General features: G+C 36.2%; 11 protein-coding genes. All 11 read right to left on the reverse strand.

Annotated features, from left to right (window positions below):
* Nucleotides 1-193 precede the first annotated feature (193 nt).
* The gene (locus RMY31_RS21090; RefSeq protein WP_322660277.1) at nucleotides 194-967 is read right to left on the reverse strand and encodes a WecB/TagA/CpsF family glycosyltransferase; all 774 of its coding nucleotides are present in this window, start codon (nucleotides 965-967) and stop codon (nucleotides 194-196) included.
* 41 nt (nucleotides 968-1,008) lie between these two features.
* The gene (locus RMY31_RS21095; RefSeq protein WP_322660274.1) at nucleotides 1,009-2,235 is read right to left on the reverse strand and encodes a glycosyltransferase family 4 protein; all 1,227 of its coding nucleotides are present in this window, start codon (nucleotides 2,233-2,235) and stop codon (nucleotides 1,009-1,011) included.
* A 10-nt stretch (nucleotides 2,236-2,245) separates the two neighbouring features.
* On the reverse strand, nucleotides 2,246-3,139 hold the full coding sequence (locus RMY31_RS21100; protein WP_322660272.1) for a glycosyltransferase family 2 protein: 894 nt from the start codon (nucleotides 3,137-3,139) through the stop codon (nucleotides 2,246-2,248).
* A 63-nt stretch (nucleotides 3,140-3,202) separates the two neighbouring features.
* Nucleotides 3,203-4,183: a glycosyltransferase gene (locus RMY31_RS21105; protein WP_322660270.1), complete on the reverse strand. Its 981-nt coding sequence runs from the start codon at nucleotides 4,181-4,183 to the stop codon at nucleotides 3,203-3,205.
* A gap of 39 nt (nucleotides 4,184-4,222) precedes the next feature.
* Nucleotides 4,223-5,239, reverse strand: a complete 1,017-nt coding sequence (locus RMY31_RS21110) for a hypothetical protein (protein ID WP_322660268.1) — start codon at nucleotides 5,237-5,239, stop codon at nucleotides 4,223-4,225.
* Between the two features lie 17 nt (nucleotides 5,240-5,256).
* The gene (locus tag RMY31_RS21115; RefSeq protein ID WP_322660266.1) at nucleotides 5,257-6,528 is read right to left on the reverse strand and encodes a glycosyltransferase family 4 protein; all 1,272 of its coding nucleotides are present in this window, start codon (nucleotides 6,526-6,528) and stop codon (nucleotides 5,257-5,259) included.
* Nucleotides 6,509-7,807: an O-antigen ligase gene (locus RMY31_RS21120; protein WP_322660265.1), complete on the reverse strand. Its 1,299-nt coding sequence runs from the start codon at nucleotides 7,805-7,807 to the stop codon at nucleotides 6,509-6,511. Before RMY31_RS21120 ends, RMY31_RS21115 begins: the two co-directional genes overlap by 20 nt.
* Nucleotides 7,808-7,836: 29 nt before the next feature.
* The gene (locus tag RMY31_RS21125) at nucleotides 7,837-8,763 is read right to left on the reverse strand and encodes a glycosyltransferase family 2 protein (RefSeq protein ID WP_322660263.1); all 927 of its coding nucleotides are present in this window, start codon (nucleotides 8,761-8,763) and stop codon (nucleotides 7,837-7,839) included.
* A 63-nt stretch (nucleotides 8,764-8,826) separates the two neighbouring features.
* The gene (locus RMY31_RS21130) at nucleotides 8,827-10,149 is read right to left on the reverse strand and encodes a flippase (RefSeq protein WP_322660261.1); all 1,323 of its coding nucleotides are present in this window, start codon (nucleotides 10,147-10,149) and stop codon (nucleotides 8,827-8,829) included.
* Nucleotides 10,150-10,356: 207 nt separating this feature from the next.
* Complete coding sequence (locus tag RMY31_RS21135) at nucleotides 10,357-11,310, reverse strand: glycosyltransferase family 2 protein (protein WP_322660259.1); 954 nt, start codon at nucleotides 11,308-11,310, stop codon at nucleotides 10,357-10,359.
* Between the two features lie 225 nt (nucleotides 11,311-11,535).
* Complete coding sequence (locus RMY31_RS21140; RefSeq protein ID WP_322660257.1) at nucleotides 11,536-13,776, reverse strand: polysaccharide biosynthesis tyrosine autokinase; 2,241 nt, start codon at nucleotides 13,774-13,776, stop codon at nucleotides 11,536-11,538.
* Nucleotides 13,777-13,813: the final 37 nt, after the last annotated feature.

Below are 13,813 nucleotides of genomic sequence, written 5' to 3' on the forward strand. Positions count from 1 at the left end.
GAGCTACGCAAACTATATTCACATCCAAGTTAATAGAAAGCTTTAAAAACTATTTTTGACACAAAATTAAACTTTTTGCTAAATCAAAAAACTTATCTATTTTGATGTGACTTTAAGAAACAATATTTACGAGTATCAGAATTCAATAAAAGTACTGCCTAACTAATAATTCAGCTTTACAAATAGCAATACTTTACTTTATTTGCTCTGACGAACTCCAAATTTCTCGTAACAATAAGGTGCATACAAACCAAGGCTCAAGTAAGTAACGCCTCCAAAGTCTTCTTGGTTCACTAAACAACCGATACAACCATTCCAACCCCAGTTTTCCCATCCAGCGAGGAGGAGTGGGTATTGCTCCTGCTACATAGTCGATGCAGGCTCCACTAGTCAAAATAGCGTTGGTATGAATACGTTCAAGATTTTTGGAAATCCAATGTTCTTGACGTGGCATACCCATACCTACCATTAATACATGAGGTTTGTAAGCATTAATGGCAGCTAGAGTAGCAAGATTTTCTTGACTATCTTGACTCATGTCAAAGTAGCCATGCGCGCAAGCAATCTGTAAACCAGGAAACTTCTGGCGCAAAATACTTGCTCCTTGTTCAACAACTCTTGGCTTTGAACCTAGATAGAATACACGCCAGCCTTTATTAGCTACTTCCGCCATCAGAGGCCATACCCAGTCAGCATAGGTTACTCTTTGTTCTCTTTTAATGGGAAAACCTAACAGCTTTCCAATAAGCACTAGAGGCATACCATCAATATGGATATATTCTGCCTTGGCATAAAAAGCTTGCATTTTTGGATCGTTATGGAATAGATAAAGACTATGCAAGTTGTGATTAGCAATAATCCATTTCTGATTTTGTTCAATAGATTCTTCAATCAACAAATTCAACTCGGGGATAGAGAGTGCATCCACTTGAACACCAAGAAGTTTGTAAGATGAAGTCCGTATCATAAATGTTTTTAGTATTAGATTTTATGAGTAAACGCTTAATACTACTGAGGATGCGTTCGTCGAAGACGTTGCCGAAGGCATCGCTGTTTTTTCAATATTTGTTCGGCATCTTCAACTAAGTTCTGTACTCTAGCAGCCCAACTGTGATGATTTACTATCTCAATGCGAGCAAATTGTCCCATTTCTGGTAGTGCTTCTCTTTTCTGATAAGCTTCCAATAAGGTACGTTTTAAATCATCTTTATCACCTGGTTTAAATAGGAAACCTGTTTTGCGATCGCAAATCAACCGCTTAGCATCTTCAAAAGCTGATGCTATAACTGGTTTAGCCATTGCCATATATTCATAAAGTTTCATAGGTGACAGATACATTTTTCCCATTTGTAGTTGAACTTGTCCAGAGTAACCAACATCAAATCCAGCGATATACTGGGGTACTTCTTGCCAAGAAACTCGACCTATAAAAGCTACATAAGGCGAAATGTCTAATTCTTGACTCTGCTTTTCCCAAGCAGATTTCATTGCACCATCGCCTACTACTACCAGCGAAATATCTAAGCCTTCTGCTCGTAATTCAGATATTGTTTCTAGTAATAAATCTAAACCCGACCAAGCATATAAACTACCTATAAAACCTATAATAAAACTTGAAAATATTCGCTTTGGTACATGTAGTTCAGGATTAATAAAGTCAATATCAACTCCGTTTGGTATCAAGACAATTTTTTCACTTGAAATACCAAAATCCCGTACTAAAATTTCTTTTAAAGTTTCACTTACACAGGCTAAAACATCGCATTTTTGATATGCTCTGATTTCCATCCATTGAGCTAATCTATCTAGGATCAATGCTTTTCGTTCTGCTTTTGCTTCATAAAAAAGTAATGCTTCAGCTTGTAAAATCCAAGGTGTTCCCTGACGTTGGAATATCCAGCCCAGACATTGCAAAGTCGCAGCGTACTCATACACCCAATCAACTTGATTTTTAAGTTCTTGGTAGCTTCTCCAAGAGTTAATGACACCAAGTCCGAGACGCATAAAATCTACTGCTAACGTGTAGAAAAATCCTTTGCTGATTAATTCACCAGAACCATTCGCCGACCATTTTTTTGAAACTTTATCTCCTACAATAAATGTTTCGATTTTCCATTCAAGTGTTTTAAAGCCCTTTAGGATTCCTAAAACTCGGGAACGGGGTCCAGACATCTCTGCATCAGGATGTGTTGAAATCCGAGGTGCTGCCACTAAAAAACCAAGCCGTCGCTGCATTTTGGACTCCTTAAGGTTGCGAACTACTTTGTGGAATTTTTTCTGCAAATGTGGGAGATGCAGCCAAGTTTTTGTAACCAATAATGGCTCGTAAATAAGGTAAAAACCAATAAATTACCCAGAACAACCCAGAGTGCCGACGACAGAATGCAGTCCAAGGTTTGAGCGGAAATGCTTTGACTTGAATTACTTTTTTTAAGCGTTCTAAAACAGATAATTTTGTATCTACCCAACTGTTGCGGATTGAGTTTTTACTACAGGTTCCGACATATCCAGGTACAACCCATATCGAGCAACCATTCTTTCTTGCTCTCAAACCATAATCTAGGTCTCCTAAACTGTGGATAAATGCTGCATCAAGATTCCCTACTTTTTTTACAACCGCACGAGGAACTAGCACGCAGTTGCCAAACATCGTGTCACATTCTTGAATAACCTCAGTTGAGCCTAAAAATTCATATTTATTAGAGTACCATTTGCGAGATTTCATTGCGCCGCCGTATGAAGCTTCTCTTGTTATTAAATCTTGAGTCGTACCAACTAATATTGAATTTTCTCGACCAGATTCTAATAATTTCTGATGAATCGTCAATAGGCGTTCCAAGGTATTTGATTCTAGTATTGTGTCGTCATTCAACCAGAGATAATAGTCATAATCTTTTTGCATTGCTTCAGCAAACGCTAGTCTCATACCTCCTACCCAGAATAGATTTCCATTGCCTTGAAGAATCTGGACTTGTGGATAAAAAACTTTCACTGCCTTTGAAGTACCGTCAGAACTTCCATCATCGGTTAAGTAAACATCAAAAGACTTTGTTTGTTGATATAATGAGTGCAGACAATTTAGAGTTGTTTCACGCCTGTTAAAACAAGTCATTATTACTGCTAACTGTGGTTGCTTCATAGAATATCTTTTATTATATTAATCTAATTGGTTTAAACATAAATTAAAGTTTTATTTACTTTTTTATATAGAAAAAAGCTCCTGAAAATCTTTCCAATTAAATTTATGCAAGTCTTCTAATTTGATATATCGAGATTGGATACCATGAGGCGCAGCAAAGTATTTTTCCCTCATTGCATCTGGTTGTATTTTTCTACCACCTTCTTGTTCAATAAGATTAGCTATATAAGTGCAATAAGCTAATCTCCAATGATTCATTTTTTTCAGCGTTTGTTCTCGAATATATTTTTGGTCAGGTGCTAACTGTTTTAAAGTTTGCACAGCTTCAGCGACTTTCTCAGCTTCTGAAGGGACAATAATAGAATTCTCAGGAGTAAAGAATTCATCTCGTCCACCCTTACTTGGAGTACTCACAACAGGAATTCCGCACAGTAGGTACTCGCTTGATGCTAGATTTGCTCCTTCGACTGCTGAAAGAATCAAACCGACATAGGACTGGTTATACTTCTTTGCTAACTCTGTACGTGCAATAAACTCTTTGTTGAAATCTGCGTGTTTCAATTCTGGACAGAATTCATGTAAGTCACCACCATAAGATACAACCATCAATTTTTCTATGTTTTTTGCCAGCCAAAGACGCTTGGATTGATTGAGTTGTGCTGTGTATATTGCATCATAAAGCTTTGGTTGATCGATAACTTGATACAAGTATTCATTAATATAAAAATTTTGGTTGAAGTGCGCTCCGCGAATTAAAAAACGTTTTCGCAATTCTTCTTCATCTGACGCATTTACCATTAAGTGATGCGTTCTTCCCTCAACGCCATGTAAGGTTGCCTTTATCTTTCTTAACAACATTTGCTTAGGTGTTCCACACCACCCAGGGATATGTTCTAAAACGTGTTTAGGACGAAACCATTTAGGTAGAGGTCGATATGTAATTTTGCCTTGCTCGTAAACCGCTCCCCCCAAAAAAGGATAGCTTCCAAGAAAGGAAACAATCAGCGGTCGAGTACTAAAGATATAAAACCCGTGAAATAACATTTAAATGCTTTTCCTCAATTAAAAGATAATATTAATCATTTAAAAGTTTGCAATTTTTTCTATCCAATTACTCACTTGAATATTCAACTTAAACACGCGGAGCTTTTGTTCTATTTTTCTCACAGTCAACATATATCGGTGCATCACTGATGTGCGCGGCATCTTATGTCTGACAACTCCATCGCATAACCATTGATATTTATCTGAATTTCGATTAAAGTTTTTTAGGTTTTTAATTTGTGCATTCCAATCGTTATAGAAAAACAAATTGAAATAATGTATCGACACTATGTCATCCCAAGCTTTAAGTCGTGATTCTTTAGATAAGCGATTGTGTAAAGGTAATGGGTAACTATATGCAGAATCAAAATGAGAAATATTTTCTTCCAGCGAGCATAAAGTTACAGATAAGACTGACTGTTCCACAAAGTAAATCCCTTGAGGAGGAGTAATGTTTGTATGCATTACCTTCTCAAAGTTTTCTTTCCAGGCAGTAAATATACCTGCGCTCCTTCTGACAGCAACCAAACCAGAATTCCAATAGGCTCTGATTCGTTTATTACCAATTGGTGTGTTAACAAATAACTCACGCTTGACCCCCAGCACTGCGTATAGTTTTTGCCAGTACCATTCTTGAGGGTCTTGAGGACCTGTAGAACCAACTCCTTGACCATACTCAGGATGTATTCGGATGTTACAATTTGCTGGCAACAAAAATTCTTTGGGTTCAGCAAAAAAGCATTTATCGCTATCTAGAAAAACTAATATTTCTGCATCAATATTTTGTTCTGCATAGGCACAAACTAGTGGTTTGTTGGCTAAATAATATTCATGGAATTCCTGATTGATGGGAACTTGTTGGTGAGTAACCTGCAATTCTTCAAATGCTTGTTGTGTATGCTTTGATATCGGTTCACCTACTCTAGGATGAAAACTATATATAGGTGTGTCTTTTAATTCCCCGCAGAACTGACGAATACTTTCTGCAAGCATTAAAGATTGGCCTTCTAAACGACCAGGTTCTGTACAAATTACAAAAGCTATAGGTATTGTCATAGCGGGTATTTATTAAATCAAATACTATGTAAAGATTTATTTGTTATCTTCAATATTTCCTGAAACAAGGCTGAATAACGACGAGCTTGGAGTTCTAGAGTAAATTCTCTTTCTGCTTTCTCACGAGCATAGAATGACAGTTTTTGCAGCCTCTCTTCATTTTCAAGTACCCAGGTAATTCCTTTAGCTAAATCCTCAACTTCATAAGGGTTAGCCAAATAACCGTTTTGTTGATGGTCAACAATATCTTTTAGACCAGTAGAATTAAAAGCCACAATTGGAGTACTACAAGCGAGTGATTCAGAAGCTGTCTGTCCAAAAGACTCTTGCAGAGACGGTACAAGCATTAAATCAGCTGCTGAGTAAACAGTTGCTAGAGATATATCATCGTGTAAGTGCCCTAAATAGTGTGTTTTGAAGCCCAAAAAAGGTGGATTTTTGGGTTGAGATGCACCGAAAATCACCACCTCTAAGTTATCCTTCCAGCCAGACTGGCTTAATTCTTGTAGAGCTGGTTGCAACAGATGAAACCCTTTATTTCTATCGCTTGTTGCTTCTATCGCTCCAAAGAGAATCAGCTTTTTATCTTGAGGTAGATTGAGTGCTTCGCGTGCAAAATGTTGATTGATAGGTCGATATTTTTGAGTATCCAACCCGTGGGGAATCACCTCGATTTGCAAATTCTCAAATAAAGGACTAGAACGAGCGCACTGCGCTAACCAGTGACTTGGTGAAACTAAAGTTAAATTCAAATTTTTCCAAGCTTGTTCTTTGCGTTGCCATACCCAACGGGATAAATCCCATTCTTTACCACTGTTGAGTTGAGGACAAGCTCCACAAGAAACTTTGTAGCGATCGCATTCTCCAGTAACGTGACACCCTCCAGTAAATGCCCACATATCATGGAGAGTCCAAACTAGAGGACGCTTCAGCTTACCGAAGGTCTCTATTTGCATGAAACCTGCGCTAATCCAATGCAAATTGATTATGTCTGGATTAATCTGAGTAACTTGATGAATAACTCTATCTGGCAACCATTGAATGAAGAATGGAGTATTTTTCTTCTGACGATAAAGCTTTAACGGTAAAGCTTCAAATGTCAACTTTGCTTTGGCGATGCCTTGAAATAGTCTAATCTCAGGTGCAATTACTGTTTTATCGTTACTATATTTTTCATGGACTAGCATTTGTGACTGTAGTCCTGTATTCTGTAAACCTGTGTGCAAGCGATACGCAGCCCTCGCTGCACCTCCACCAATATCATGTGTACTAAGATGTAAAATTTTCATTTTTATTAACCTCTTGATTGCTAAAATTAGTTGCGATTGTCATCAAAGCTAATCCATCAGGTTTAGTTTGATGATTTCGTTGATAATCAAGAGTCAAAGATAGGTAAGTTGTGACATACATCAACCAATTCCAACTGGGAGTTAACAATCTGGCTTCTGAAAAATTTACAATGACAATGATGATTAGCATCTGCATTGGCCAATAATCTTCTGGCTTTTTTGCCACTGAAACAATTCGCGTCAATGCCATAACAAAAAACCTGATAAAACCTGCTGCAAAAATTAAAAAACCCAAGAATCCTAATTCCAACAGTAGTTCTAAAAAGCCATTGTGAGCATTACTAGCCCATTCATAAGTAGCTCTCAGATTAGATGCGGCAGGACTAGTCCAAAATCCATAATATCCATAGCCTAGCAAAGGCCTTTCCCAAACCTTATAAATTACTGCTTCCCAGAGGTCAGAACGTCCATTAAAAGTAAGGTCTTTACCAGAAGCACCTACTAAAGCTTCAACATTATTCATAAGTAATATTGAAAAACTTATGAGTAACATTAAAGCTAAATTAATCATAATAAATTGTAATTTATAGTTAGTCTTTTTAAAAAATCTGTAGAAAGGTAAAAGTAATAACATTGTCAATAAGATCGTCAAAGATGTTGTTGAACGTGAGAGGATAATTAAGCTTATAGATATTCCACATAGTGTCCACATCAACCAGCGATATCGATTGCTACTAAGAGCAAGGTGTAAAAAAACTCCTGCACTCCAAGCCATCATGTATCCTAATTCATTTTTATGACCATAAATTCCGCTCCACATACCTGCTAATTCAGGTGCTTGGTGAATATAACCTGGCATTAATGCAGAAAATAACATAGATAATGATGCGGCTATACCAAGTGCCCAAGCTATTAGCCTCATTTGTTCCCTAAGGGAATAACGCATTGCTAAATATATTGCAAGTAAATATATTCTGATTAAGCCTTTTGCATAGGTAAGACCAGACCTAAGGTCTTCTGACCACAAAAGAGAAAATATCACTAATGCTAGTAAAACAAACTGTAATGGACTTCTAGTCATAACATATAAAAAACCTTTCCAATAGGAAAGTATGAAAAAAAACAGGATTAAATATGAAATTGCATTGAATAAAGTATCTAGCTTATCGCCTCCTATAGGAGACAGAGAAATTTCTTGTGCAGGTTGTATTGTTAATGCCCCTACAGAAATAAGTAATAGTAAGATAGTTAATATTTTTTCTCGTAGTTTTATATTCATTATTGATATCTAATTTATTTATTAATTTCCTATTTTTTGACCTTTGTATAATTCAATTTTTTCTTTAATTCCTCCTTGAAAATATCCAGTTTAGTAGCTTTATAAACTGTTTTTTGTGTAACAATATCTGCTTCTACATTACGTAGAATATAAGGTGGATGTTTTAAAGGAAATTCCATTGTTTGTGTTGGTATATTTATGAAAGAAAATTTTTGATTAGAAGTAAAATGAGTTGCATCAGCACCAACACCAACATTAGAAACTAAATTTACATTGGGAATAATACTTAAACTACCCTGCATCCAGCAAGCGAATGTCCATTGGTAATCCCAAGTGATGCCTGTAGGATTGTCATAAACAGACTGAAATGTTCTTTGCCAATAATTCACTGCTTTCGGGTCTATAAGAATGTCTTGTAAAAGATTTTCGGCTTGCACTTCTTTCCAAAGTTTGATGCTTAAATCGTAATGTTGCCAAGCACGTCTCCAAGTTGCCCAACCCCAGCAGTGACTGTAACGAGAAAAATAATAACTATAATTTGTACGTCTACGTCCAGATTGAACATTTTGAGCAGAAATAGTAGATACTCTAGTATCGTTTTTATATTTTTTCAGCAATTCCTCAGAAAATCTAAAAAAGCTGATATCAGGAATACAATCGTCTTCTAAAATAATTGTCTCTTCGACATTACTAAAGACCCAATTTAAGCCACTAGATACTCGTTTCGCACAGCCTAGGTTAATATCTGAATAATTCTTGATAACTTCGCAATCCCAGTCTACTCTTTCAATAATTGCCCTTGTTGCTTCACACTTCTCTGCCTCACCTTCGTGGTCATTCCGAGGGCCATCTGCAATTACAAAAAGGTTTCTTGGTTTTGCTTGGCGAATGGCCTGAAAAACTTTTTCTGTTGTTTGTGGACGTTTAAAAATAATAAAAGTTACTGGTGTTTGCATATTGAATTGATTGGACTACTTTTATCAATATAGAAAGGTTAGAGTAAAAGCGATTGCTAGATATCAATATTTATAAAAACGCAGAAGCGACTGCACCTGAATCTTAAATAATTTTTGGGTTCTTTTATCAAATCCATTGGATAAAAAAGCCGCAATAGCTTGAGATATTATTGTTGCGATCGCAGCACCAAAGCCTGCATATTTAGGAATCAACAATAAGTTGAGAATAATATTGAATATAGCCCCACTTAAAGTCTTACCTAAAGAAACATGGTTCAACCCTTCAGCAATAAACCAAGGTGATGTTGCAAGACCCATAAACACAAACAAAGAAGTCCAGATATGAACCGCTAATATTGACCCAGCTTCTGCATATCCACTTCCAAACATCACTATAATTATTGTGTTTGACAAGAACGTCATTGGCAAGGCAATTGCCAGAGATATACATATCAATAGACGAAGTAATTGTCCTATCCGCTGATAGTAAACACTTTCTGATTTTTCCTTAGCTGCATAAATTGAAGGAGCAACAGAAGAGACAATAGCTGCCGGAATAAAATACCAAATTTCAGAAATACGGACAGCAGCAGAATAAATTCCTACCTCTTTATCTCCTATCATTTGACCTAACATTATTTGATCGATTCTCATAAAAATCAGGATAGCGAACCCTGAAAAAATTAAGGGTAAACTCTCTTTTAAAAGGGTTTTGGCAACAGTAGAACTCCACCTCCATAACCAAAACGAAAACCCTTTAACTTGGTAAACAATCATTAAACCAATAGCACTCATCACAAATTCTGCTAATGTCACCCAAGCAAAAGCTAACAATGGTGCTTTTGTTAAAATCAGTGCTATCTTGATCAAACTATTTAGTATAAACGCTATGTTTTTAGCGATTACAGTGTATTTTGACTGTACTTGTGATTGAAACCATAGCTCGATAGTATCAGCAGCCCTAAAAATTCCTGTGATTGCTAAAATTGCAACTAGTAATATCTTCAGACTTTCACGCTCACCTAAGAACAACACACTACCGATTGCTACTAATACAGAGACAATTCCACCCAGTAACTTTAACCAAAAAGTCGTTCCTAAAATTTCTTCTTTGTTTGATGATTTACGGATAATATGACGAACTACTACATCGTCCAAACCCAGAGTAAAAATTGGACTAAATAAGCTGACAAAGGCTAATGCATAGTTAAATAGACCATACTGCTGTACTCCTAAATAACGAGCTATCCATACCCCTATAACTAAGCTTGCACCCATACGTAGAATACGGTCAGCAAACAACCAACCTGTATTAGCGATAATTGCATGCAGCCCAGAATGAGATTTAAATTTTGATAAGTTTTGAAGTTTCAATTTACTCAGCATTGCTTTGTAATTTCAGCATTTAATACTTTTTCTCTATGAATCTTCATCACGTAAACTTTTGCTAGCTTGCTAAATTTCCAAAAATAACTAAATTAATTAGGTTTTTCCATACATAATAATTAATAGACCTCTTGCAAAAGTCAGTTTTAACATGTCACTAACTACTTATCACACCTTTGTTTACCATTTATGCAATAAGTCTAATAATTATGAGATTTTGAACTTCCCAGTAATCAAAATTTTTAATAAATAGCTGAATAACAAAATGACCCCTTTAATTTTCCAATAAAAATTATGCTCAAATAAAAAAATTATTTTAAAATAAGAGATAAAATCTTGAATGTTTAGACATGGTATTGTTTTGATTTCGTTCAAACATGTAAAAGCTAATAATGACGGCAAACTAAGATTATTTTTTTGCATGATGTAATTAAATAAGGAATTGCGTTTCCAAAATCTCTTATATTCATAATTTTTATCTGTATCTAAAAATTTCTTATTATGATATTGATTAGTTTGATGTATTCTATACCTTACTAAAGGTTTAGATATATAAAACTTTTTTGCTCCTACCAAAGAAGCTCCCCATACTAGGCAGTCATCAGCCCTAACACGCCAATCTTCTATATCTGGAATGGGTAAAATTTTTTTGATTATTTCTTTACGAATGGATAATGTTGATGTTATAGATCCAATCCATTCACCAGTACATAAAGTTCTAATTACTGAATAACCTAAATCTAAATCTACTTCATAATTTTGAAATGTTCCTTCTACTGAGCCAAATTTTTTATATGCACAGAATATAAAATCACATTCATTACGCCTGTCGTAAAAGTTTAGAGTTGTTTCTAAATATTGAGGTTCATAGATATCATCAGCATCTAAAAAAAAGATAATATCCCCAGTTGCAGCTAGGAAAGCTTCGTTAAAGGATGATAATTGTCCTTGATTTTTTTCTTTTAATATATATTTAACATTGTTTTCTTGAGCAAACTTAGCTATTACTTCCGCAGAATTATCTGTGGATGCATCATCAACAATAATAATTTCATCAAATTTAACTGTTTGATTTAAGGCGCTATTAACTGCCTCTGATAGAAATTCAGCATAATTGTAATTATTAATTAAACAAGACGTTTTGATTTTATTTGTATTCATATGAAAGTGCCTTGTTAAGAAACAAAAAGTATAGTAAAAGGCAATGGAACGTACTAAATCACCATGACTAAATATTTTTTGTCATGTTTCGTAAACACAGATAGCACTTATTGGGAAAATACACTTATCAAACTCAAACACCAATACTTAGAGCGATTATTCCTATAATTCATCTATTGATATTATGTTGAAAATGTAAAATGGGAATAATCGCAAAAATTAATATTAATGATTTTCGCGCTCGTTATCTTTGCGAGAAATTAATGATTTTGGGGCGATTTTTTTTAAACCACCAGATACTGAACTTTGTTCGAGTTGTTGTCTTTTGGTGTAGTAAAAATAATTGTCAGGCTCACTTTTAACATTCACACCATTTATAACTATGCCTAAAACTTTCTGACCTGATTGAGTCAAAAAGTCTTTAGCCGAATTGGCACGATCCAAGTCAACTACTCCAGGACGAACGACTAATAAGATACCGTCAGTGAGGCTACTTAAAACAGCAGCATCTGGGATTCCTGACAGAGGCGGCGTATCAAAAATAATGAAGTCGTAATCTCTACCAAAGCTACTAATCAATTTTGTCATGCTTTGAGAATCTAGCATTGCCACTGGATTGGGAGGTAAAGTTCCGCAAGTAAGAACCTCCAGATTAGGCATCACTTCTTGCACCGCTTCATCTAAAGAAACTTGACCAATAATGACATTACTGAGTCCAACTGTATTTTTTAGTTCCCAGATATGATGCTGTATGGGATGGCGCATATCTGTATCTACCAACAATACGCGACGACCTGCTTGAGCCATAGTTACAGCTAAATTTGCAGATACTTCAGACTTGCCTTCCTTGGGAACAGAACTTGTAACTACAATGCTTTTGAGCGGTTTGTCAGAACAGAGGAACTTCAAGTTGACTTGCAGTATTTGGTACGCGTCACCAAGAGGGAAGTAAGGAATATCTCTGCCAATAATTTTAGGAATAGGTCTATCAAGTCCTGCTATGGAAGAATGTTCTTTACCATTTCTGCCTAATGTCGGAATGACTCCCAAAACAGTATATCTCAAGACTTCTTTAGCTTCTTTGACCGTCTTCACCGAGCGGTCTATCAAGTCTAAACTAAAAGCAGCAATAATACCTAAGAAAAAACCAATTGCTCCCCCACCAACAATAAACAGGAGTTTGCGAGGACCTTCTGGTTTATCAGGTATTAAGGCGTAGGAAATAACACGCGCATTGGGAATCTTTTGATTTTGTGCGATGTCAATTTCTTGGCGTTTCTTTAAAAGCGTTTCGTAAGTCGTTTGAGCTGCTTTCAGTCTTCGTTCGAGTTCTCGCTGAGTTTGCTCTAACTTAGGTAAATAATTTGCTCGTCTGGCGTAGGCATATCGCTGTTGCAAGAGTGTGTTAATTTGTCTCTCTAGACCGACGCCCTGTGCCTCTGCACGAGTAATATCTGCAATTAAGCTTTGCCGTAGTTGTCCAACTTGTAAACTTCCCTCTGTTACTTGTGCTTCACCTGCTACTTGTTCTGTCCGCTCTTTTAGTAAGCTCCTAAGAGCTGTAACTTTTTCTTCTAAGTTAATAATTGTAGGGTGTCCAGATTGAAAACGAGTCCGCTCTAGTGCCAGTTGACTCTCAGCTTCTTGGAGTTGGGCAAGCACTTTTTGAACTCCAGGTGCTTGACTCAATTCAGATGCGATTACACCTTGCTGTGAATTTACCTGAGCTTGAGCGCGTAACTGTTCTAAGCGACCTTTGACATCATCAAGTTGAGCTTGAGCTTGATAAATTTGGTTGTCTAACTTGGAAATCGTATCGACTGCTGCACTTGCTTCTTGATCCAGGACAATAACTTTATTCTTTTCTTTAAATAGCCGCAGTTGTGATTCCGCTCTGCTAACAATTTCCTCGGCTTTAGGTAGTTCCGCGACAAGAACCTGTTTGGCTGCAAATGCTTCGTTCTGATTCGCCTTGATATTTAGGTCGATATAATTGTCAATTACTTGGTTGATGATTTTGGCAGCTAGTTCAGGATTATTGCTTTGATAAGAAAGCTGCACAACATCGGTACCTTTGATTCCTTCTACCTTTAGCTGTTGTGCCAAGTCTCGAATAGATAACAGTTTTCCATGATTATCTGTGAGGTTGAGTTCTTTAATTGTTTTCTCCAGTACTGGATTTGAGCCAACAATTTTCACCTGAGTTTCCAGGGGATTGTCGTTCACATTCAAAGCTTCCAAACGTCCTATGTCTTCTGGTAACCCTGTGAGTGAGGAAGTGCGATTGGTTTTAATCATCAAACTTCCTTCTGCCTTATATGAGGGCTTTAGTGAAAATGCATACAAGCATCCAAGGGTAACGGCTATGCTAAAAATTCCGATTACAGTTAGCCAACGCCGTTGTAAAACCTCTAAATATTTCTGAATGTTTACTTCTTCAACGTTTGGTAAAGATTCCATCGTCATACAAATATAAAAAGACTGTTGACAGCAGATTTTTATC

The sequence above is a fragment of the Dendronalium sp. ChiSLP03b genome (genome assembly GCF_034531165.2).
GTDB lineage: Bacteria > Cyanobacteriota > Cyanobacteriia > Cyanobacteriales > Nostocaceae > Dendronalium > Dendronalium minutum.

What these genes read in the sequence shown, in the direction of transcription:
- RMY31_RS21110 (WP_322660268.1), bottom strand. Translation starts at nt 5,239, where the DNA reads ATGACAATACCTATAGCTTTTGTAATTTGTACAGAACCTGGTCGTTTA.
- RMY31_RS21135 (WP_322660259.1), bottom strand. Translation starts at nt 11,310, where the DNA reads ATGAATACAAATAAAATCAAAACGTCTTGTTTAATTAATAATTACAAT.
- RMY31_RS21100 (WP_322660272.1), bottom strand. Translation starts at nt 3,139, where the DNA reads ATGAAGCAACCACAGTTAGCAGTAATAATGACTTGTTTTAACAGGCGT.
- RMY31_RS21095 (WP_322660274.1), bottom strand. Translation starts at nt 2,235, where the DNA reads ATGCAGCGACGGCTTGGTTTTTTAGTGGCAGCACCTCGGATTTCAACA.
- RMY31_RS21130 (WP_322660261.1), bottom strand. Translation starts at nt 10,149, where the DNA reads ATGCTGAGTAAATTGAAACTTCAAAACTTATCAAAATTTAAATCTCAT.
- RMY31_RS21090 (WP_322660277.1), bottom strand. Translation starts at nt 967, where the DNA reads ATGATACGGACTTCATCTTACAAACTTCTTGGTGTTCAAGTGGATGCA.
- RMY31_RS21115 (WP_322660266.1), bottom strand. Translation starts at nt 6,528, where the DNA reads ATGAAAATTTTACATCTTAGTACACATGATATTGGTGGAGGTGCAGCG.
- RMY31_RS21140 (WP_322660257.1), bottom strand. Translation starts at nt 13,776, where the DNA reads ATGACGATGGAATCTTTACCAAACGTTGAAGAAGTAAACATTCAGAAA.
- RMY31_RS21105 (WP_322660270.1), bottom strand. Translation starts at nt 4,183, where the DNA reads ATGTTATTTCACGGGTTTTATATCTTTAGTACTCGACCGCTGATTGTT.
- RMY31_RS21120 (WP_322660265.1), bottom strand. Translation starts at nt 7,807, where the DNA reads ATGAATATAAAACTACGAGAAAAAATATTAACTATCTTACTATTACTT.
- RMY31_RS21125 (WP_322660263.1), bottom strand. Translation starts at nt 8,763, where the DNA reads ATGCAAACACCAGTAACTTTTATTATTTTTAAACGTCCACAAACAACA.